Source organism: Ruegeria sp. AI3 (assembly GCF_056541245.1).
The window spans coordinates 523,639-543,697 of sequence record NZ_JBQFYA010000001.1 but is presented as its reverse complement, the minus strand read 5'-3'; the positions used below and the strand labels follow the sequence as shown (position 1 = coordinate 543,697).

The window sequence follows — 20,059 nt, the reverse complement described above, 5'->3', positions numbered from 1 at the left end:
TGCGCCGGGGTTTTCTTGTGGACTAGGGACTGAAATCAGTCGTCGCCCATTGCTTTCCAGATCAACGCTCCGATTGCACCGCCGATCAGAGGGGCGACCCAGAACAGCCACAGCTGTGCAAGGGCAGGGCCATCCGCAAACAGGGCCACGCCTGTGGACCGCGCTGGGTTGACCGACGTGTTGGTGACAGGGATTGAGATCAGGTGGATCAGGGTCAGGGCCAGGCCGATGGCGATCGGGGCAAAGCCCGCAGGTGCTCCGCTGGAGGTGGCCCCCAGAATGATCACGATGAAGAACGCGGTCAGCACGATCTCGATCACCAGCGCGGACATCATGGAATACCCTTCGGGTGACGCCTCGCCATAGCCGTTTGAGGCAAACCCGCCCACGCCTTCAAAACCGGGCGCGCCGCTGACGATCACGTACAGTACCACCGCTGCCGCAATTGCACCCAGCACCTGCGCGACCCAATAAGGCAGTAGGTCTTTGGCGGGGAAGCGCCCTCCGATCATCAGGCCGAGGCTGACGGCAGGGTTGAAATGCCCGCCCGAGATATGGCCCACTGTGTAGGCCATGGTCAAAACGGTCAGGCCGAAGGCGAAGGATACACCAAGCCATCCTATGCCGACATCAGCGACCCCTGCTGCCAGAACTGCGCTGCCGCAGCCGCCCAGAACCAGCCAGAACGTGCCGAAGAATTCGGCCATGAGTTTTGATGACATGAATAGTCCTCCATTAATCAATGAGAACCAGAGTAATTCAAAAACCGTGATTTGTGAAACTTGCGTTTGGGGGAATTTTCACGGCCTGCGCATCAGTTAGGCCTTTCGCCCCATGTTGCGGGATCGAGATTGAACAGCGCGGCAAGCTGTTCATAGACATGAGGTGCCGCCTTTTGCAGGGCGTGAGGGCGCTCAAAAAACACCTCGACCGAGACGGCAAAAAACTCCTCATGGCCTTCGGCACCGTAGGGGTCGATGACGGTGCGATGCCCGGCCTCTACTGCTGCGACATGGTCGGAATAGGCCGTCAAGAAGACACGTTCCCACTCGGCATAGCTCTGTCCTTTTGCAAGAACCGGAACTCCGTTGGTGCCACCTGACAGGTCGTCGATCTGATGCGCAAACTCGTGGAACACCACGTTGTGCCCGTCATGGTCATTCATCGCGCCCTGTTTGCTATGCGCCCATGACAGGATCACCGGCCCATGGTCCCAGCTTTCGCCGGTTCGGATGATCTCTTTCTCAGTTATCACATAACCGCTGCGCCTTTGTTGCCGAGACTTGAAGGCGTTGGGGTAGATCAGAACGGTTGTCAGATTGTCGTACCAGGTATCCGTGTTCACCACGAGCAGACAGGCTTGCGCGGCAATGGAGAGTTGCATCTCATCGGTGACCTCGAGCCCGTCGCAGCCATAAAAGCTCACCTGTTCCAGAAACAGGTTGATCTTGCCATCCAATTTCTCACGTAGGTCGGATGGGACGCGTTGGAGGATTGGGACTTGTGCTGCGATGATGCGCCGGTCGTCTTCGCTCAATGGCTCGGCCAGAAGCGCAGCGCGCGCCTTTTTCTTGGACCAGGACCAGTATAGAAACGCGCCTGCGACGGCTGCGACAAGAGCAAAAAACATCCACATGGACAGAGTTTAGCCGTACTAGCTCAAGCTTGGAACTGGATTCAGAAGAACGCCTGCAGTTGAATCGAAAACGCCGCAGGATGACCTGCGGCGTTTGGAAAATCCGGGTTGGATTTGCTTTACTGTTTGACTTCCGCAGCCGGGTTGGCACCCGGTTTCGCGCCGCGGCCAGGATTCAGTGGGTCGTCCTGGCGCTGCACCGAGCCTTCGAAATGCGCGCCGCTTTCGATGGCGATTGTCTTGTGGATGATGTCGCCTTCGACCCGTGCTGTCGAGGTCAGGCGGACTTTCAGGCCACGCACGCGACCCACGATACGGCCGTTGACCACAACGTCGTCTGCAGTGACTTCGCCTTTGATGGTCGCGGTTTCGCCGATGGTCAGCAGATGCGCGCGGATGTCGCCTTCGACAGTGCCTTCAACCTGAATGTCACCGGTTGTCTTGATGTTGCCGGTGATGTGCAGGTCCGAAGACAGAACCGATGCGGGTGGCTTCGGCTTGGGCGCCGTGCTGGCTTTGGGTTCAGAAGGGGCAGGGGCCGCCGGAGTCGCCGGAGCAGCAGGTTTTGCCGCCTCAGACTCCTTGGATGCGGGCTCGTTGATTTTGCTTTTAGAAAACATTTCTCGCAGCCTTGATGTAAGTCATTGGGTTTACAGGTTTTCCGTTCACGCGCACCTCATAGTGCAAATGCGTGCCGGTGGACCGTCCGGTGCTACCCATATCAGCAATATGATCCCCGCGCGAGACCCTTTGGCCGACCTTCACACGGATCTTGGTGTTATGAGCGTAAAGTGTCTCAATCCCGAAGGCGTGTTTGATCTTCACAAGGCGTCCAAAGCCGGACTGCCAACCGGCATGGGTGACCACACCATCTGCGGTTGCAAAGATATCGGTGCCTTGGGGACCCGCGAAATCAACGCCGTTATGCATCCGACGTCCGCCCGTTTTGGGGTCACGGCGGGTGCCGTAGCCGCTGGTGAATCGCACAGCAGAATGAACCGGGTTCGCAAAGGGCGCTTTTTCGGCCGCCAGACGATACAGGTTCAACTGATCCATTTGTTGCAGAAGCTGGTTTGCGCGCACCTCGTCGGCGGAGATGTCACTCTCCTCGCCGCGGGTGCTCAAGGATAAAGGGGTTAGCGGACCGCCCATACCGCTATATCCGCGCCGCACCTCTTCGATGATGCGGTCTGTGGGCATGCCCGCCTGGCGGAACATCTTGTCCAGAGGCTCGACCGAGATCACCATCGCCTCTTCCAACTGGCGGAAAATCTCGTCACTGCGTTCCTGCATCAGTCGGATTTCCAGCTCCAGGTCATCGCGCTGGTCCAGCGCATCACGCGCGTCGGCTGCGATCTGATCCCGCTCTTCCGCAGTGCGGGTCAAAGCGTCGGTCATGAATTCCATCTGCGCCGGGGCCGAGGCGGCCACGACGTAGGAGTCCGTTGTATCCGCATCCTGTTGCAGCTTCGCCAGTTCGCCGCGGGCCTCTTCGCGTTGCTTCATCGTTGCGCGCAGCGTGGTCTGGATCACCTCGATCCCAGTCTCCAACTCGCGCCGACGGTTTTCCGAGGCCAAAAGCTCGGACTGCATCGCCGAGACCTGTGCCAGTGCAGCGTTGAACCGGTCCTGTGCGGCCAAGGCTTCCTGAGCGCGGGCGTCACGCTCAGCGGACAGGATGTTGAGACGTTCTTGATAGGTGGCCTGATCGCGTTTGGCTTGCTCGCGGAAGTTGCCAGATCCGATACTGTCCATCAGCAGAATCGCTGTGGCGACGGCGGTCCAGCCAACCATGACGGCCACACCGGTCACCGCAGCGATCTGCGTTTCCGAGCTGAGTCGGATGTACCGTGTGTCTTTGTCAGATTTCAGAAAAACCCGGCGTTCCGGGAAATGCCGTTCGAGCAGCGAGTGAAATTTAATTGCCAGACGTGTTCTCACGCGTCTTACCTCTCATCCCCAAGATCGGGACCGGTCGTGGTGCAATAGCCGTCCCTTGGACGGGATGCTTAATAGGGTCTCAGCATTCGGGCAAGTTTGTTGACCAATTTGTCGTCGAAGGTGCAGTTTTCCCCCTACGGATCGGCGAAAACCTGCCGAAATTAACCTTTAACCTCAGTCTGAGACCTGACCCGTCGAGGGCATATCCTCGGTGAGTGGCCAGTAGAAGTCCGGCGGCAATCCTGCCTCGGCGCGCTTCTCTTCGTTAAAGGGTGGTTTCAAGGCACCGTGGAAATAGCGCCGAACCAATTGGTGGAAGACGTCCTTGGGGTCGGCGTTTTCGCGTCCGCATAGAAAATGGAACCACTTGGAGCCATAGGCGACGTGGCCGACCTCTTCTGCATAGATCACCTCGAGCGCAGCGATGGCCTGTTCCGCCTTTGCCTTGCGAAAGATATCGATCATGCCGGGTGTGACGTCCAGCCCGCGTGCTTCTAGCACCATGGGGACCACAGCAAGGCGGCCCATCAGATCCTCGGCGGTGTCTTCGGCGGCGCGCCACATGCCTGCATGGGCAGGCAGGGCACCGTAAAAGCTGCCCATCTGTTCAAGACAGTCGCAGACCATCTCAAAATGGCGCGATTCTTCTTCTGCGCATTTGACCCAGTCATCATAAAAACCGATCGGCATGGGCACGTGACCGAAGCGGGCAATAATGTCCCAATGCAGATCCACCGCGTTCAGCTCTATATGCGCAACGGCGTGCAAAAGCGCGATCCGCCCGGCATCGGACCCCGGTTTGCGCTTTGGCACTTCGCGCGGTGAGAGCAGCTCGGGCTTTTCAGGGCGTGCAGGGGTCAAAGGCGGGGTGGCGGTGCCGATTTCAATCGCTTCAGCCTCGCCCTTGCGTGACGCGAACCAAGCGGCGGCATGGCGTTTGGACAGGGCGGTTTTCTCCCGCCCGTCCGCTGTTGTCAGAACCTCGGTTGCCATCTGGGTCAGTGTTTTGGGCACTGGTACGCTCCGCCTTGTCGTGTCGGGGCAGGGGATAGACCGGATGGCGCTCGAGGTCGAGGGGGGCTACATCGCCTTAACGGCTTCAAGCACTGCATCCACGTGGCCCGGCACTTTGACCTTGCGCCAGACCTGCGCGATGCGGCCCTCGGCGTCGATCAGGAAGGTCGAGCGTTCGATGCCCATGGATTTGCGGCCATACATGTTCTTTTCGACCCAGACGCCGTAATCCTCGCAGACGGTCGAGTTTTCATCCGACAGCAAAGGCGTAGTCAGGTCGTGTTTGGCGACGAACTTGTCATGTTTGGCCACGCTATCGCGCGAGATGCCGAAGACCTGAGCGCCCGCATCGGCAAAGGCCTGAAGCTGCTCCGAAAAACCGATGGATTCCTTGGTGCAGCCCGGCGTATCATCGCGGGGATAGAAGAATAAAACGACGGCATTGCCGCGCAGATCCGCGAGGGATACCTCACCACCGCCGTCTCGGGGAAGGGTGAAGTCAGGGGCCGTGTCTGAAACGTCGGGCATTGGAAACTCCGCTAAAGGTTTTTAAACGCTGCCCGATATCATAGGGCAACGCGGACGGGTTGAAAGGCGTGGAACGCAAATTGGTGCAGCAGGATCAGGACAATAGCGAAGAGGTCGGCAAACCGAAACGTCGCCGCTCGCGCCGTCGGACGGCGGGCATCTGGACGTTGCGCGGCGTTGTTTTGCTTGTCGTTCTGGCTGTGGTCACAGGGTTCATGGTGCTGGGTCAGCGCATGCACGCCCCGGCCTGGCTGCGCAGTCACGTTGAGGCGCGGTTGGAGGAGAATCTGGGCGGTCTCCAGATCCGCTTTGGCGATGTCAGCTTTATCATTCACGAAGGTTGGCGGCCCCGTTTGCGTCTGACGGATGTGTCCATCAGTGATCAGGCCGGACAACAGATCGCCCAAGTGTCGGATATGCGGGCCAGCCTGGCGATGCGGCCCTTGCTGCGCGGTCATGTGCGACCCAAGCGGATCATACTCAGTGGGGCACAGATCGCCCTGACGCGGGGTGAGGACGGTGCGCTGACCCTGACGGTGGGCACTGGCAGCGCGCCCGTGCAAAGCGCATCGAACCTTGCCGAATTGATCGAGGCCGGGGATGAGGTGTTCCTTTCTCCGGTCCTGTCCGCGCTGACCTCGGTGCAGTTGGACGCGATCACGCTGGACTATCGCGATCTGCGGTTGGGGAGGTCCTGGATACTAGACGGCGGCCATATTCAGCTGACCCGCAATGACGACGACATGCGGCTGGCCACCGGGTTCTCGGTCCTGTCCGGGCGCGATTTTGTCAGCCAGATCGAGGCCAATTACACCAGCATTCTGGGCACGCCCGAGGCACGTTTTGGCGTGACGATCACCGATCTTCCAGCCGAGGATATCTACGGCCAAAGCCCGGCGTTGGCGTGGTTGCAGGTTCTGAAAACGCCGATCTCAGGCGCGGTGCGGGGCAGTGTCGATAGCTCAGGAGCTTTCGGCCCTGTTTTCGCGACGCTCAATCTGGGCGCCGGGGCGGTGCAGCCGAATCCAGAGACACGTGCCATCCCGTTCGATTCCGCTCGCACCTATTTCACCTATGATCCAATCCGGCAGGAACTGGACTTCAACGAGGTCTCGATTGATTCCGCCTGGGGATCGGTGCAGGCCGCGGGCAAAGCCTATCTGCAAGGGGTGGAAAACGGGACGCTCGACAGCCTGGATGGGCAGTGGAGCCTGACGGGGATCAACGTCAACCCGGCCAACCTCTTCCCCGAGCCGCTGAACCTGAAAAGTGCCGATCTGGACGTTCAGATGAAATTCGCCCCTTTCCGGCTGCGCGTCGGTCAGATGACGATCGAGGATGGCGGCCACCGCGTGCGGGCCTCGGGTCTGCTGGTCGGGCTGGCAGATGGCTGGTCGGCCGATCTGGATGCGCATCTCAACCAAATGAACTCTGAAGAGGTTCTGAACTATTGGCCCGAGCGTCTTGCGCCGAAGCCGCGTGAATGGGTGACAAAGAACCTCTCCAAAGGGGCATTGTCGGATATGGATTTCGCTCTGCGTCTGCGGCCCGACAACAAACCCGACATCTATCTGGATTTCGGATTCGAGGATGCCACCATTCGTTTCGCCAAGACCCTGCCTCCGGTCGAAGGCGCGCAGGGGCAGGCCAGTCTGATTGACGACCGCTTTACCGCAACCGCGCAGCAGGGAGTGGTGATGGCCGATCAGGGCGGGGCCGTGGATGCGTCGGGTACGTCCTTCATTATTCCCGATACCGAAATCAAAAAAAATACGCCGGGTATTGCACGGATAAGTGCGACGGGGGGTGTCACTGCTGCGCTATCCCTGCTGGATCGCCCGCCTCTCAGCCTGCTCAGCAAGGCAGGGCTGCCGGTCGAGATGGCAGAGGGAAATGTGGCGCTTTCGGGCACGTTGTCCTTGCCGCTAATCAAGGGCCTAAAGTTTCAGGACACGCAATTTCACTTTGCAGGCACCCTCGGCGACCTGCGGAGCGACCGTCTGGTGCCGGGATTTTCCGTCAGTGCACCGATGCTGGAGCTGACCGGAGACCAAACCGGCGTGCAAATCGCGGGGCAGGGCCTGTTCGGCGATGTGCCCGTGCAGGCCAAATGGCAACAGCCGATTGATGGCGAGACGGCGCAGCGCAGCACCGTGACGGGGCAGATTGAGCTGTCTCAGCTTCTCATGGCCGAATTGAAGGCCGGATTGCCGCAAAGCTTCCTCAGCGGGTCTGGCACGGCTGGTTTTACGCTGGGCATCGGTGCAGGCGCGCCGCCGCAACTGTCGGCCTCCTCCGATCTGGTGGGCGTTACGCTGGCCATACCCGAGCTGGGATGGCGCAAACCCGCTTCGACAAGTGGCACTCTGACCGCTGATGCAACGTTGGGCGAGGGGCTGAAGGTTGATGCCCTGAACCTACAGGCGGCGGGGTTGCGGACTGCGGCGTCGATCACCTTCCGGGAGGGAGAGTTTGACCGTGTTTCCTTCAGTTCCTTCGATTTGGGTAACTGGCTGGCGGTTCCGGCCGAGCTGATCGGGCGGGGCAACGCCACACCCGACATTCGCGTTCTCGGGGGGGTGCTAAACCTGGGCCGCGCCACATTTGGCGGGTCTGAGGGCGGCGGCAGCGGGTCGGGCGCTGGCCCGAATCTCGACGTAACGCTTGACCGCCTCCAAGTCACTGAGGGCGTGGCGCTGACCGGCTTCAAGGGCACGTTTCAAACGACCGGAGGGGTCAACGGCACCTTCAAAGCCCGTGTCAACGGAGGGGCTGCCATGCAAGGGCGCCTCACGCCGCGGGGCGCGCGCAGCGCGGTAGAGCTGACCTCGAACGATGCCGGTGCCGTCTTGCGCTCGGCGGGTTTGCTGACGCAGGCACGGGGCGGAACGTTGGACGTACAGTTGGAACCGGTCGCAACCGCAGGCAGCTATGATGTGATCCTCAGCATCGTGAGTACTCGCATTCAGGATGCCCCGGCCATGGCGGCGCTGTTGAACGCGATCAGTCTGGTCGGACTGCTGGATGAAATGGCCGGGCAGGGCATTTTCTTCTCGTCCATCGACAGCCGGATGCGGATCACCCCGACCGAGGTCAAGATCCTCAGCGGCAGTGCGGTCGGCCCGTCAATGGGGCTGTCTTTTGATGGAACGGTGAATACGGTGGCTGGGACGCTGAACCTGCGAGGCGCTATTTCCCCGATCTACCTGCTGAATGCGGTCGGCAGCGTCTTTACCAAAAAGGGCGAGGGGGTCATCGGGTTCAATTATTCCCTTACGGGGCCTTTGGCAGACCCGAAGGTCTCGGTGAACCCGCTGTCGGGCCTCGCGCCGCTGTTCCTGCGCAACCTGCTGCGTCCACCAGCCCCAACGGTTTCAGATGGGCCGAATGCCCAACCACGTAAACCTGACGAACCCAAGCGTACTTACGGCGCCCCGAAAAGCGACCGCTAGGGGATATGGCCGAATCTCTTGCGGCCTTGTATGGCGCGACCATGAAACTCAGCGATTTTGATTTCCATCTGCCCGAAGACCTGATTGCGACCCGGCCCGCCAACCCGCGCTCGTCCGCGCGTTTGCTGGTGGCCAAGGGCGAGGCGATCTCGGACAGCCGTGTGTTCGATCTGCCCAACTGGATGCGCCCCGGCGATCGGCTTGTGTTGAACGACACGCGCGTGATCCCGGCGAGGCTCAGCGGGCGGCGGCACCGTGACAGCGCCCAAGGGCCGGTTTCCGCCGCGATTGAGGCGACGTTGCTCGAGCCTCAGGCGGATGGATCATGGACCGCGCTGATCAAGCCGCTGAAAAAGGTCAAACCGGGCGAAGAGATCGTATTCTCGGACGATCTCAGTGCGACTCTGGACCGGGTAGAGGACGGGCAGGCCTATCTCCAGTTTAACCTCAGTGGTGAGGATTTTGACGCCGCCCTTGAACAGGCCGGTGCGATGCCCTTGCCACCCTACATCGCCGCCAAACGTCCAGCGGATGAGCAGGACAAGACGGATTACCAAACCATCTGGGCGCGCAACTCGGGCGCTGTGGCCGCACCAACCGCGTCGCTGCATTTTGACGATGCGCTGATGGCGGCACTGGCAGAGCGCGGGGTGGAGTTCAGCCACGTGACCCTGCATGTGGGCGCGGGCACGTTTTTGCCGGTCAAGGTCGAGGACGTGACAACCCACAAGATGCATGCCGAGTGGGGCCGGGTCAGCCAGCAGGCCGCTGATGAGATCAGCGCCACCAAAGAGGCAGGGGGCCGGGTGATCCCGGTCGGCACCACCGCACTGCGTCTGATCGAAAGTGCGGCGCGCAGTGGGCAGATCGCGCCTTGGGAAGGGGAAACCGACATCTTCATCTATCCGGGCTTTCAGTTCCACGTTACGGATGCGCTGATGACCAATTTCCACCTGCCCAAATCGACCCTGCTGATGCTGGTTTCGGCCCTGATGGGGCAAGAGCGTATGCGTTCCGTCTATGCCCATGCGATTGAACAGAAATATCGCTTTTTTTCGTATGGGGATTCATCCCTTCTGATCCCCTAAAACCTTCAGCCGCGACACTGTCAGACAGGGAATGTCGTAGACAGGCGCGATCTGCATTTGTTTTGATCACATAACGACTCGCAAATCAGCTTGGCACATCCCGGAGGCCCAAATGATTCAGGTTCTGTCCACCGCTTGGGCGCTTCTTCTCGGCATGGGTCTGCTGATGGTCGGCAACGGCCTGCAAGGCACGATTCTGGGTGTTCGCGGTGAAATCGAAGGTTTCTCGACCCTCGAGATGTCCTTTGTGATGTCGGCCTATTTCATGGGGTTTCTGGGCGGATCGCGCCTTGCGCCCGAGATGATCCGTAGGGTCGGCCATGTGCGTGTCTTCGCAGCCCTGGCCTCGTTCATTTCCGCGGTCATGATCATGTATCCGATGCTGACCGACCCGATCGCGTGGTTCCTGGGGCGTGCCGTGATCGGCTTCTGTTTCTCGGGCGTTTATGTGACCGCTGAAAGCTGGCTGAACAATGCGGCTAGTAACGAGAACCGGGGGCAGGCGCTGTCGCTTTATATGATTGTGCAGATGCTGGGGATCATTTCGGCTCAGGGATTGGTCTTGCTGGGCGATCCGGCTGGGTATGAGACGTTTGTGATCGCGTCGATCCTCGTTTCTGTCTCGTTCGCTCCGATCCTTTTGTCGATTTCTCCGACCCCTGCATTCGACACCACCAAACCCATGACCCTGCGCGAGCTGATGGGCAAATCCCCCTTGGGCTGTGTGGGCATGTTCCTGTTGGGTGGAGTGTTCTCGGCGCAGTTCGGCATGGCGGCGGTCTATGGCGCGCGTGCTGGGCTGAGCCTGATCGAGATTTCGACCTTCGTGGCCGCCTTCTACATCGGCGCCATCGTGCTGCAATACCCGCTGGGATGGTTCTCGGACCGAATGGATCGGCGTTTCCTGATCCTGCTGGCGGCAGCCATAGGTGGTGCCAGCGCCGTTGCTGGCATGCTATTCGGCGTGAATTTCCCGATCCTTCTGGTTACCGCTTTCTTTATTGGCGGTATGTCAAACCCGCTCTATTCCCTGCTGATCGCCCATACGAACGATTTTCTGGATCGCGAAGACATGGCCGCTGCATCTGGGGGTTTGCTTTTCATCAACGGATTGGGCGCGATTGCTGGCCCGCTGATTACAGGTTGGTTGATGGGGGACGGGATCTTTGGACCTCCGGGCTTTTTCCTGTTCATCGCGGCGTTGCTGTTCGCGATGGCTGGCTACGCAATGTATCGCATGACGCAGCGCGCGGCGATCCCAGTCGACGAAACCGGCACCATGTCGCCTCTGTACCCGTCCGCATCCCCCGTTGCGCTTGAGGTGGCCCAGGAAGTGGCCATCGAAGCCGCCGAGGCCGAGGAAGACGCACAAGATGTTTCCGCTAACGCCTAAATATGTCCGAAATGTAGTAATATTTTACTGTTACAAATCTGTAAAACAGCCTTAAATGACCTTACGTCCCTGGGGAGGGCAACACACGGAGTTAAGGGCAATGGTTGGTCCTGAAGACGTATTGAGTTTTTGGTTGGATGAGGTCGGCCCCAAGGGGTGGTACATGCAGGACGACGCGCTGGATCAGCAGATCCGCGACCGTTTCCTGACCACTTGGGAAGCCGCGGCAGAGGGCAAGTTTTCGCTCTGGCTGACATATCCCAGCGGGTCGCTGGCCTATATCATCCTAACAGACCAATTCCCGCGTAACATGTTCCGGGGTGAGGCACGGGCCTTTTCGTCGGATCGGGCGGCTCTGGCCGCTGCGAAATGCGCGGTGGACAAGGGCTGGGATATGAAAATCGACGAACCCGCGCGGCAGTTCTTTTATTTGCCGATGATGCATTCCGAAAACCTGTGTGATCAGGAACGCTGCGTGCGTCTGATCTGCCAGAACCTCAGCAGCCAGGACTCCAGCAACCTGCTGCACGCGCGCGCGCACCGTGAGGTGATCCGGAAATTCGGACGCTTCCCCTATCGGAATGAGGCCCTGTCACGCACCCCAACCGTGCATGAGACCGCCTATGTCGACATGGGCGGCTACGGCGCCACTGTGCGTGAGTTGCAGGCAGCCGGTTAACCTTCGGGCCCGCATCCACGAATAGCAATGATCCGGTCGGCTACCACGTCGGCCAAGGTCTCAATTGCATGGTCAATTAATTGGTCAGGTGATTCCGCCAACTGTGCAAACCGCGTCTGAACGGTCTGCAGCTTGGTTTCTATCATTTCCAGCTTATCCAGCGTATTGGACATTCGCAGTGAAACAACGGTGTTGCTCACCAGACCATCCTCTTGAATGCGGGCCAAATCACTGCGCAGCCCTGATAGCTGCTCGCGAATACCCTGTGCTTCGTCCTTCAACGGAGTAACAACTTGCAGCTTTTCCGACAGGCCCGAGGTGGCATCCTCGACGGTCGAAGCCAGTTTCCATCCCAAAAACAGGCAAAGCGCGACAAGGATCAGCGTTGCATTCAGAAGTGCAAGGAGAAGGTCTTTGAGGGTCTTGGCCATGATAAGTCTTTCGAATGCTTTGTGAATATAAGACGGGCGGAGGCCCCGGCTGTTCTTTTCTAGCCTTTGAAAAAGCTTGGGTATAGGCTGAAAACTGCACGTATCGACCATAACGTACCGACGTCGCTTTTGTCGCGGTATGTCTATATTGATGCGCTGTGAAAAATAGTTTAATGCTAAACTAAATTTCAAACCGACCTGGGCCGAGAGGGACACATGGCTGAAAAATCTTTTGATCTGATCGTAATCGGTGCTGGTCCGGGCGGCTATGTGGCCGCAATCCGCGCGGCGCAGCTGGGCCTCAAGACCGTCGTGGTCGAGCGAGAGCATCTGGGCGGCATCTGCCTGAACTGGGGCTGCATTCCAACCAAGGCAATGCTGCGCTCGTCAGAGGTTTTCCATCTGATGGAGCGCGCGAAGGACTTTGGTCTGACGGCGGACAAGTTCGGCTATGATCTGGACGCGGTGGTCAAACGCTCACGTGGCGTTGCTGGCCAATTGTCGGGTGGGATCGGCCATTTGCTGAAGAAGAACAAAGTCAGTGTCGTGATGGGCGAGGCGACGATTACCGCAAAGGGCAAAGTTTCGGTGAAAACCGAGAAGGGCACCGAAGAGCTGACCGCCAAGAACATCGTCCTTGCCACCGGCGCACGTGCGCGTGAGCTTCCAGGGCTGGAAGCAGATGGCGATCTGGTCTGGACCTATAAACATGCACTGCAGCCACCGCGGATGCCGAAGAAACTGCTCGTCATCGGCTCGGGCGCCATCGGCATCGAATTTGCCAGCTTCTACAACACGCTGGGCGCGGATACGACCGTGGTTGAGGTGATGGACCGCGTGCTGCCCGTCGAAGACGCTGAAATCAGCGCCTTCGCGAAGAAAGCCTTCACCAAGCAGGGCATGACCATCATGGAAAAGGCGATGGTCAAGCAGCTTGATCGCGGCAAGGGTAAGGTCACCGCGCATATCGAGGTCAAAGGCAAGGTCGAGAAGCACGAGTTCGACACAGTGATCTCGGCCGTTGGTATCGTCGGCAATGTCGAGAATCTGGGACTGGAAGCACTTGGCGTGAAAATCGACCGTACGCATGTTGTGACGGATGAGTTCTGCCGCACCGGCGTTGATGGTCTCTATGCGATTGGCGATATCGCCGGCGCGCCTTGGTTGGCTCACAAAGCCAGCCACGAAGGCGTCATGGTGGCCGACCTAATCGCAGGCAGACACGCGCATCCGGTCAAACCCGAAAGCATTGCAGGTTGCACCTACTGTCACCCACAGGTGGCCTCGGTTGGCTATACCGAAGCCAAAGCCAAAGAGCTGGGCTACGACATCAAGGTCGGCCGCTTCCCCTTCATCGGGAACGGTAAGGCGATTGCGCTAGGAGAGCCTGATGGCATGATCAAGACGATCTTCGACGCCAAGACCGGCGAACTGCTGGGCGCACACATGATTGGCGCGGAAGTAACCGAGTTGATCCAAGGCTACGTGGTCGGTCGCCAGTTGGAGACGACAGAAGAAGACCTTATGAACACCGTCTTCCCGCACCCGACACTGTCAGAAATGATGCATGAAAGCGTTCTGGATGCGTATGATCGCGTGATCCATATGTAAGGGGTTAGGGGGCGCTGCCCCCGCTGCGGCAAGCCGCGTTTCCCCCAGGATATTTATAGCCAGATGAAGCATGGGATCCGTCCTTCATCTGGCCGAAAATATCCCGGAGCGCGAGGCAGAGCCTCGCAAAAGACTCCTATGAATTCAAAGCATCCAGAATGCGGGCCCAAGAGCGGATGCCCTTGTGGAAGCTTTTGACATCGTATTTCTCGTTCGGAGAGTGGATGGCATCGTCGTCATTGGCGTAACCCACCAGCATCGAATCCAGGCCCAGAACGGTGTCGAAATAACCAACAACCGGGATTGAGCCGCCCATTCCGGTGAACACGGCCTCGCGGCCCCATTCGTCAGACAGTGCCGCGCGGGCCGCTTCGAATTCAGGGCGATCCAGGTTCATGACCGAGGCTGGTGACCCTTCAAGGTCATTGTCCCAGACAACTTTGACATCCGGGGACAGGCGCTCTTCTACGTGTTTGCGGATTTTGTCGCGCAAGGCGTCGGGGTCCATGTCGCCAACAAGGCGGCAGGTGATTTTGCAGTGAGCTTCCGATGGAATCACCGTTTTAGATCCGGCACCATTGTAGCCGCCCCAAAGGCCGTTGACCTCAAGTGTGGGGCGTGCCCATTGCTGTTCCAGCGTGGAATAGCCTTTTTCGCCATGCGGTTGGCTGTAGCCCACCGAGTTCAGATATTCAGCTTCGTCGAAGCCGCAGTTCTCCCACTGGCGCAGCTGATCTGCCGGGACCTCGTGAACGCCTTCGTAGAAACCTTCAACAGCGACGCGCCCGCTCTCATCGTCATAGAAAGAAGCCACGATTTTGGACAATTCGCGCAGCGGGTTCAGGCCGGGGCCGCCGTAGTGGCCGGAGTGAAGGTCGATGCGGGGGCCGACGATGGTGAACTCATCCTTCAGCATGCCTCGCAATTGCGACGCGATAGAAGGCACTCCGCGTGACACCATCGAGGTGTCGCAAACCAGGGCCAGATCGGCCTGCAATTCGTCTTTGTTCGCTTCGAGGAACGGCACCAGCGAGGGCGAGCCTGATTCCTCTTCACCTTCGAAGAAAAAAGTGATGCGGCATGGTAGGGTGCCGTGGACAGATTTCCAAGCGCGGCAGGCCTCGACAAAAGTCATCAGCTGGCCCTTGTCATCGGATGATCCACGGCCGCGAATGACTGGTCCGTTTTCGGTTTCTTCAATCGCGGGGTCGAACGGATCGCGGTTCCACAGGTTCAGCGGGTCGACGGGTTGTACATCATAGTGCCCATAGAACAGCACATGCGGGCCTTCGTTACCCTCACCCACATGACCCACGACCATCGGGTGTCCGGGAGTTTCGCGCTTTTCTGCTGCAATACCAATGCTCTGCAAGTCCGAGACCAGCCAGTCGGCAGCCTTGTTGACTTCGGCCTTGAAAGCGGGATCGGTTGAGATCGATTGGATGCGCAACAGCTCCATTAGGCGGTCGATCGAGGTTTGCAGATCAGAGTCGATCCGGCTCAGCACGGCGTCTAGCGACATAACAGGGCTCCTGCTTGGGAATGATTTGCGCGAACCCTAGCAGTGTTGGCGCTGCCGTCCAGAGCAGAGTGTGCCGCACCGCCCCGTAGTAAGTGGCCGAATTAAAGCTTCTGTACCTGCGTCGTTTCCCCGCGTCTTTTAGACGTAAGTTTACTTGCTGCGCGGCTATGAAGCTTATATTTGATGCAAATCAAAGTTGGGTTCTAACGAGCGGCATTAGAAAGGTCGAACGTGCGAACACAAAGCTGCTTTAGGGGCGATGCCCTTTCGGGTGGCGGAATACAGGCTTTGGGTGAGGGGTTTGCCCGAGGCGATCAAGGAGGGTCCGTTGGACTATACTGCTCAGCTCGATTCAGCGATTGCCAGGCTGCATGACGAAGGACGTTACCGGACCTTTATCGATATCGAACGCCGCAACGGGCACTTCCCGCATGCCGTTCGGACCCGTCCCGATGGAACGCAACAGAACATTACCGTGTGGTGCGGCAATGACTACCTTGGCATGGGCCAGCACCCGGTTGTCCTGAACGCAATGCACGAAGCCGTCGATGCGGCTGGCGCCGGCTCGGGCGGGACACGCAACATTTCGGGCACGACTGTATATCACAAGCGCCTTGAGGCTGAGCTGGCCGATCTGCACGGCAAAGAGTCCGCCCTGCTGTTCACCAGCGCTTACATCGCCAATGACGCAACGCTTTCGACCTTGCCGAAACTGTTCCCCGGTCTGATCATCTATTCGGACGCGCTGAACCATGCCTCGATGATCGAAGGCGTGCGGCGTAATGGCGGCGCCAAGCGTATCTTCCGCCACAACGATGTCGCGCACCTGCGTGAGCTGCTCGAAGCAGACGACCCTAAAGCCCCCAAGCTTATCGCCTTTGAGTCGGTCTACTCCATGGATGGTGACTTCGGCCCAATCGAAGAGATTTGCGATCTGGCGGATGAATTCGGTGCGCTTACTTATATTGACGAGGTCCACGCGGTTGGCATGTACGGCCCGCGCGGTGGTGGTGTGACGGAACGTGATCGTCTGGCGCATCGCATCGACATCATCAATGGCACTCTGGCGAAAGCCTATGGCGTAATGGGGGGCTATATCGCCGCTAGCGAAAAGATGTGTGACGCCGTGCGCTCTTACGCGCCGGGGTTCATCTTTACCACGTCTCTGCCGCCCGCTGTTGCGGCTGGTGCGGCGGCCTCGGTCGCGCATCTGAAAGTGACGCCGGAACTGCGCGAGCAGCATCAGACACAGGCCAAAATCCTGAAGCTACGCCTGAAAGGCTTGGGCCTGCCGCTGATCGACCATGGCAGCCACATCGTTCCAGTCATCGTCGGAAACCCAGTTCATACCAAAATCCTGAGCGACCGGTTGTTGGATGATCACGGTATCTATGTGCAACCGATCAATTTCCCGACCGTTCCACGCGGTACGGAACGCCTGCGCTTCACCCCATCTCCGGTCCATGGACCCGGTGAGATGAACCGTCTGGTTCAGGCGATGGACGAACTTTGGTCACATTGTGCGCTAAATCGCGCCGAACTTGCCGGTTAACCTCACGCTAAAGTGTGCAACGTGTTTGCCGCGTGTTAAGCTTACGCTAACAAAATAAGTGGACGAATCGTTATGGGGACGATTCGCCATTAGCGTGAAACACGCGACAGGCAAAATGGGGCGGCAGGAATGATTGGGCGCAGATCACAGCGCGATTCCGAAGAAGGTGTAGAAGTCAGACCAAAGGGTTTTGACGACTATGAAGTACGGCTTGGTGATCAGATGCGCGGCGAACGCGCCACCATGGGCAAATCCCTTCTGGATGTTCAGCGCGAGCTGCGGATCAAAGCCAACTACATCGCTGCCATCGAAAACGCCGATCCTGATGCGTTCGATACACCCGGCTTCATCGCCGGGTATGTGCGTTCTTACGCACGGTATCTGGGCATGAACCCGGATGAGACCTTTGCCGCCTTTTGCAAGGAAAGCGGCTTTGAGGTCGCGCATGGCATGTCCGCCGAGGCCTCGGTCGTGCGCAAACCGACCGGAGATCTTCCGGCCCGTGGCCCGATGGGGCGAGATCCGTTTGTGTCTCCGAACACGCCATATATCCCCGGCAAAGAATCTTTTGTCAGTCAGGTTGAACCGCGCGCGATTGGCTCATCCCTAGTGTTGCTGGCCGTTATCGGCGGTATTGGCTATGGCGGCTGGGCCGTGCTGAACAAGATCCAGCAGGTGCAGGTCAGCCCGGTTGAGCAAGCACCTGTTGTTCTGTCGGACCTCGACCCCCTTGATGCGGCAAGTAGCACAGAAACTGCCGAGACTGCTTCAACCGAAGCACTGGATCGCCTCTATCGCCCGCAAGCGCTGGATGTTCCGGTGATGGTCGCGCGGGATGCTCCGATTTCCACGCTTGACCCACGGACCGTCGGCACGTTCCGTCCGCCGGAACTGCCTGAGGTTCAGGTGGCCGAACTGCATACGGTTGAACGACCGGCCTTGCCGCAGGTGGTCGAGCAGTTGGATACGACGTTGAAAATTGTCGCCGTGAACCCTGCGTGGATGCGCGTCACGGCCGCCGATGGCAGTGTGATCTTCGAAGGCACGCTGGGCACGGTAGAACAGGGCAGTGTTTTCGAAGTGCCGCTGACCGAAGAACCCCCGCTGTTGCGGGCCGGGGCGTCGGGTTCGGTGTTCTTCTCGATGAACGGTGAACATTTTGGTCCGGTTGGTGCGCCGGGCACTGTGGCGAAAGGCGTCGTCCTGTCCAAGGACGCAGTGGCAGAGACCTATGCCGTCGCCGATCTCGAGGCTGAACAGAACAGCGCCCTCAAGCAATTGGTGGCCGAGCTTCAGACGCAAGCAGCGGACGAGCCTGCCGAATAGTCTTGCCATTGCTCAACTGCGGTTGCCGAACTATCTATGAGGCAACCTAGGCAGATGCGGACCTCTCTTCATGTCGCTCAACCACGTACGTCCCTGGCGCGATATTTACCGCCGCAAATCCCGTCAGATCATGGTCGGTACCGTGCCGGTCGGCGGCGATGCTCCGATCGCTGTGCAAACCATGACCAACACCCTGACCACCGACGTGGCGGCAACGGTCGCGCAGGTTCAGGCGGCGGCTGAGGCCGGGGCCGATATTGTTCGGGTTTCCGTTCCGGACGAGGACTCGGCCAAGGCGCTGAAAGAGATCGTGCGCGAAAGCCCGGTTCCCATCGTGGCTGACATTCACTTTCACTATCGCCGTGGCATCGAAGCGGCCGAAGCCGGCGCCGCTTGCCTGCGGATCAACCCGGGCAATATCGGCAACGAACAACGCGTGAAAGAGGTCATCAAGGCTGCAAGGGACCATAACTGCTCGATTCGGATCGGGGTGAATGCGGGCTCGCTAGAGCGGCACCTGCTTGAAAAATACGGCGAACCCTGTCCCGAGGCGATGGTCGAAAGCGGGTTGGAACATATCCGCATACTGCAGGACAATGATTTCCATGAGTTCAAGATCAGCGTGAAAGCCAGCGATGTGTTCCTGTCTGCGGCGGCCTATCAAGGCATTGCCGAGGCCACCGATGCCCCCATCCACCTAGGCATCACCGAGGCCGGAGGGTTGGTCAGCGGCACCATCAAATCCGCCATAGGTCTAGGCAACCTGCTGTGGATGGGGATCGGAGATACGATCCGCGTCAGCCTGTCCGCCGACCCGGTCGAAGAGGTCAAGGTTGGCTTTGAAATCCTGAAATCCCTGGGCCTGCGCCATCGCGGCGTCAACATCATCTCATGCCCCTCCTGCGCGCGACAGGGATTCGACGTTATCAAAACCGTCGAGGCGCTGGAGCACCGCCTGGAACACATCAAAACGCCGATGTCCCTGTCGATCATCGGTTGCGTGGTCAACGGCCCGGGCGAGGCGCTGATGACCGATGTCGGCTTCACCGGCGGCGGAGCAGGGTCGGGCATGGTCTATCTGGCGGGCAAGGCCAGCCACAAGATGTCGAACGATCAGATGATCGATCACATCGTGGAAGAGGTGGAGAAGAAGGCAGCCGAATTAGATGCAACGGCTGAGGCCGCCGAGTAGTTTCTGAGATTCATAGCATCATGCCATGTTCTGGCCCGATTTGCCGCTACTAGTAGCGGCAAAGGAATGAATTTCAGGAGCAGTGAGTATTGAAACTCAAAGCGATTTGCGCGGGGCTTTTTTCCACCGCTTTGACTGCGTGTAGCAGCCCTTCAAGCGACTATAACAAGCGGCCGGGCGCCTTTCATGTCCCGGTTCCGCCAACGCAGGGAACGCTGCTTGGGTACTTGTCCGTCAACGTATCAGGGTTCAATGAGAACGGAACCACGACGCGCACCGATGTGCGTATCAGCCCGGGCGGGAGGGGCAAACCAAAGGGCAGCCTCACGCCGATCATGACAGTTGATCCGCAGTTGACGTCTCGGGTTGCATTGTCGTTGCGCGATGGTCGCGATGCAAAAGCGGCGTTTGCGTTTGCGCAACAGATTGCCCGGGGCACCTATTGCCCGTCTGGGCCAATCACTGAAAATACCGGAATCCGCAAATACACCAATCCGCAAGATTTGGAGGCAATCCTGACGGAAAGCCAAAGGCAGGGACGCGATGTTATTCCCGCCGGTATCAAGGGCGAAGCGGTTCCGGCAACTGAGTTCAAGTCGAACGGCACGCCGACATGGGTCGTGTCCATGAAATGCGACGCGCCATATCCCTTCGATTAGTATAGAGAAAAGGGCGGTATGACCGCCCCGTGAAA

The 20,059-nt window shown here is 58.9% G+C and carries 17 protein-coding genes; 9 read left to right on the top strand and 8 right to left on the bottom strand.

Translation table 11 applies throughout. From position 1 onward, the window contains the following. Nucleotides 1–35 precede the first annotated feature (35 nt). The 6 genes from aqpZ to ACRZ95_RS02635 all read right to left on the bottom strand — a co-directional run bounded on the left by aqpZ (nt 36) and on the right by ACRZ95_RS02635 (nt 5,119). Nucleotides 36–722: an aquaporin Z gene (gene aqpZ, locus ACRZ95_RS02660; RefSeq protein WP_170458789.1), complete on the bottom strand. Its 687-nt coding sequence runs from the start codon at nt 720–722 to the stop codon at nt 36–38. Nucleotides 723–814: 92 nt separating this feature from the next. Continuing rightward, the gene (locus ACRZ95_RS02655; protein ID WP_480554469.1) at nt 815–1,630 is read right to left on the bottom strand and encodes a M90 family metallopeptidase; all 816 of its coding nucleotides are present in this window, start codon (nt 1,628–1,630) and stop codon (nt 815–817) included. A 125-nt stretch (nt 1,631–1,755) separates the two neighbouring features. Beyond that, nucleotides 1,756–2,256, bottom strand: a complete 501-nt coding sequence (locus tag ACRZ95_RS02650; RefSeq protein ID WP_170676405.1) for a bactofilin family protein — start codon at nt 2,254–2,256, stop codon at nt 1,756–1,758. After that, entirely contained in the window at nt 2,246–3,577 is a 1,332-nt protein-coding gene (locus tag ACRZ95_RS02645; RefSeq protein WP_170676404.1) for a DUF5930 domain-containing protein, read from the bottom strand. Before ACRZ95_RS02645 ends, ACRZ95_RS02650 begins: the two co-directional genes overlap by 11 nt. A gap of 174 nt (nt 3,578–3,751) precedes the next feature. Continuing rightward, nucleotides 3,752–4,570 (bottom strand): ferritin-like domain-containing protein, encoded by an 819-nt coding sequence (locus tag ACRZ95_RS02640; RefSeq protein WP_480554535.1) that lies wholly within the window; start codon nt 4,568–4,570, stop codon nt 3,752–3,754. A gap of 87 nt (nt 4,571–4,657) precedes the next feature. Next, nucleotides 4,658–5,119, bottom strand: coding sequence for a peroxiredoxin family protein (locus ACRZ95_RS02635; RefSeq protein ID WP_170676350.1), 462 nt, complete (start codon nt 5,117–5,119; stop codon nt 4,658–4,660). A 68-nt stretch (nt 5,120–5,187) separates the two neighbouring features. Between ACRZ95_RS02635 and ACRZ95_RS02630 the strand changes: the two genes are divergently transcribed. The 4 genes from ACRZ95_RS02630 (at nt 5,188) to ACRZ95_RS02615 (ending at nt 11,731) form a co-directional block, all read left to right on the top strand. Continuing rightward, entirely contained in the window at nt 5,188–8,571 is a 3,384-nt protein-coding gene (locus ACRZ95_RS02630; protein ID WP_480554467.1) for a YhdP family protein, read from the top strand. A 41-nt stretch (nt 8,572–8,612) separates the two neighbouring features. Next, nucleotides 8,613–9,659: a tRNA preQ1(34) S-adenosylmethionine ribosyltransferase-isomerase QueA gene (gene queA / locus ACRZ95_RS02625; protein ID WP_170676700.1), complete on the top strand. Its 1,047-nt coding sequence runs from the start codon at nt 8,613–8,615 to the stop codon at nt 9,657–9,659. A 112-nt stretch (nt 9,660–9,771) separates the two neighbouring features. Beyond that, nucleotides 9,772–11,052 carry an MFS transporter gene (locus ACRZ95_RS02620; protein WP_170466251.1) on the top strand — a complete coding sequence of 427 codons (1,281 nt, stop codon included), beginning with the start codon at nt 9,772–9,774 and terminating at the stop codon, nt 11,050–11,052. Nucleotides 11,053–11,152: 100 nt separating this feature from the next. Further along, nucleotides 11,153–11,731 (top strand): DUF924 family protein, encoded by a 579-nt coding sequence (locus tag ACRZ95_RS02615; RefSeq protein ID WP_170676346.1) that lies wholly within the window; start codon nt 11,153–11,155, stop codon nt 11,729–11,731. Here the strand turns inward: ACRZ95_RS02615 and ACRZ95_RS02610 are convergent. Next, nucleotides 11,728–12,162 carry a hypothetical protein gene (locus tag ACRZ95_RS02610; RefSeq protein WP_170676344.1) on the bottom strand — a complete coding sequence of 145 codons (435 nt, stop codon included), beginning with the start codon at nt 12,160–12,162 and terminating at the stop codon, nt 11,728–11,730. The two genes, ACRZ95_RS02615 and ACRZ95_RS02610, sit on opposite strands and share 4 nt — an antisense overlap. Nucleotides 12,163–12,378: 216 nt before the next feature. Here ACRZ95_RS02610 and lpdA point away from each other — a divergent pair, with 216 nt between their 5' ends. Further along, complete coding sequence (gene lpdA, locus ACRZ95_RS02605) at nt 12,379–13,773, top strand: dihydrolipoyl dehydrogenase (protein WP_170676342.1); 1,395 nt, start codon at nt 12,379–12,381, stop codon at nt 13,771–13,773. A 136-nt stretch (nt 13,774–13,909) separates the two neighbouring features. Here lpdA and ACRZ95_RS02600 read toward each other — a convergent pair whose 3' ends face one another. Continuing rightward, entirely contained in the window at nt 13,910–15,295 is a 1,386-nt protein-coding gene (locus tag ACRZ95_RS02600) for a dipeptidase (protein WP_170676340.1), read from the bottom strand. A 328-nt stretch (nt 15,296–15,623) separates the two neighbouring features. On the opposite strand from ACRZ95_RS02600, the gene hemA reads away from it, so the two are divergent. The 4 genes from hemA (at nt 15,624) to ACRZ95_RS02580 (ending at nt 20,024) form a co-directional block, all read left to right on the top strand. Beyond that, complete coding sequence (hemA, locus tag ACRZ95_RS02595) at nt 15,624–16,847, top strand: 5-aminolevulinate synthase (RefSeq protein WP_170660136.1); 1,224 nt, start codon at nt 15,624–15,626, stop codon at nt 16,845–16,847. A gap of 129 nt (nt 16,848–16,976) precedes the next feature. Continuing rightward, nucleotides 16,977–18,173, top strand: coding sequence for a helix-turn-helix domain-containing protein (locus ACRZ95_RS02590; protein WP_170676339.1), 1,197 nt, complete (start codon nt 16,977–16,979; stop codon nt 18,171–18,173). Nucleotides 18,174–18,243: 70 nt separating this feature from the next. After that, nucleotides 18,244–19,365 (top strand): flavodoxin-dependent (E)-4-hydroxy-3-methylbut-2-enyl-diphosphate synthase, encoded by a 1,122-nt coding sequence (gene ispG / locus ACRZ95_RS02585; protein ID WP_170676337.1) that lies wholly within the window; start codon nt 18,244–18,246, stop codon nt 19,363–19,365. 89 nt (nt 19,366–19,454) lie between these two features. Continuing rightward, a complete protein-coding gene (locus ACRZ95_RS02580; protein ID WP_170676335.1) occupies nt 19,455–20,024 on the top strand; it encodes a hypothetical protein in 570 nt (189 codons plus the stop codon). Nucleotides 20,025–20,059 lie beyond the last annotated feature (35 nt).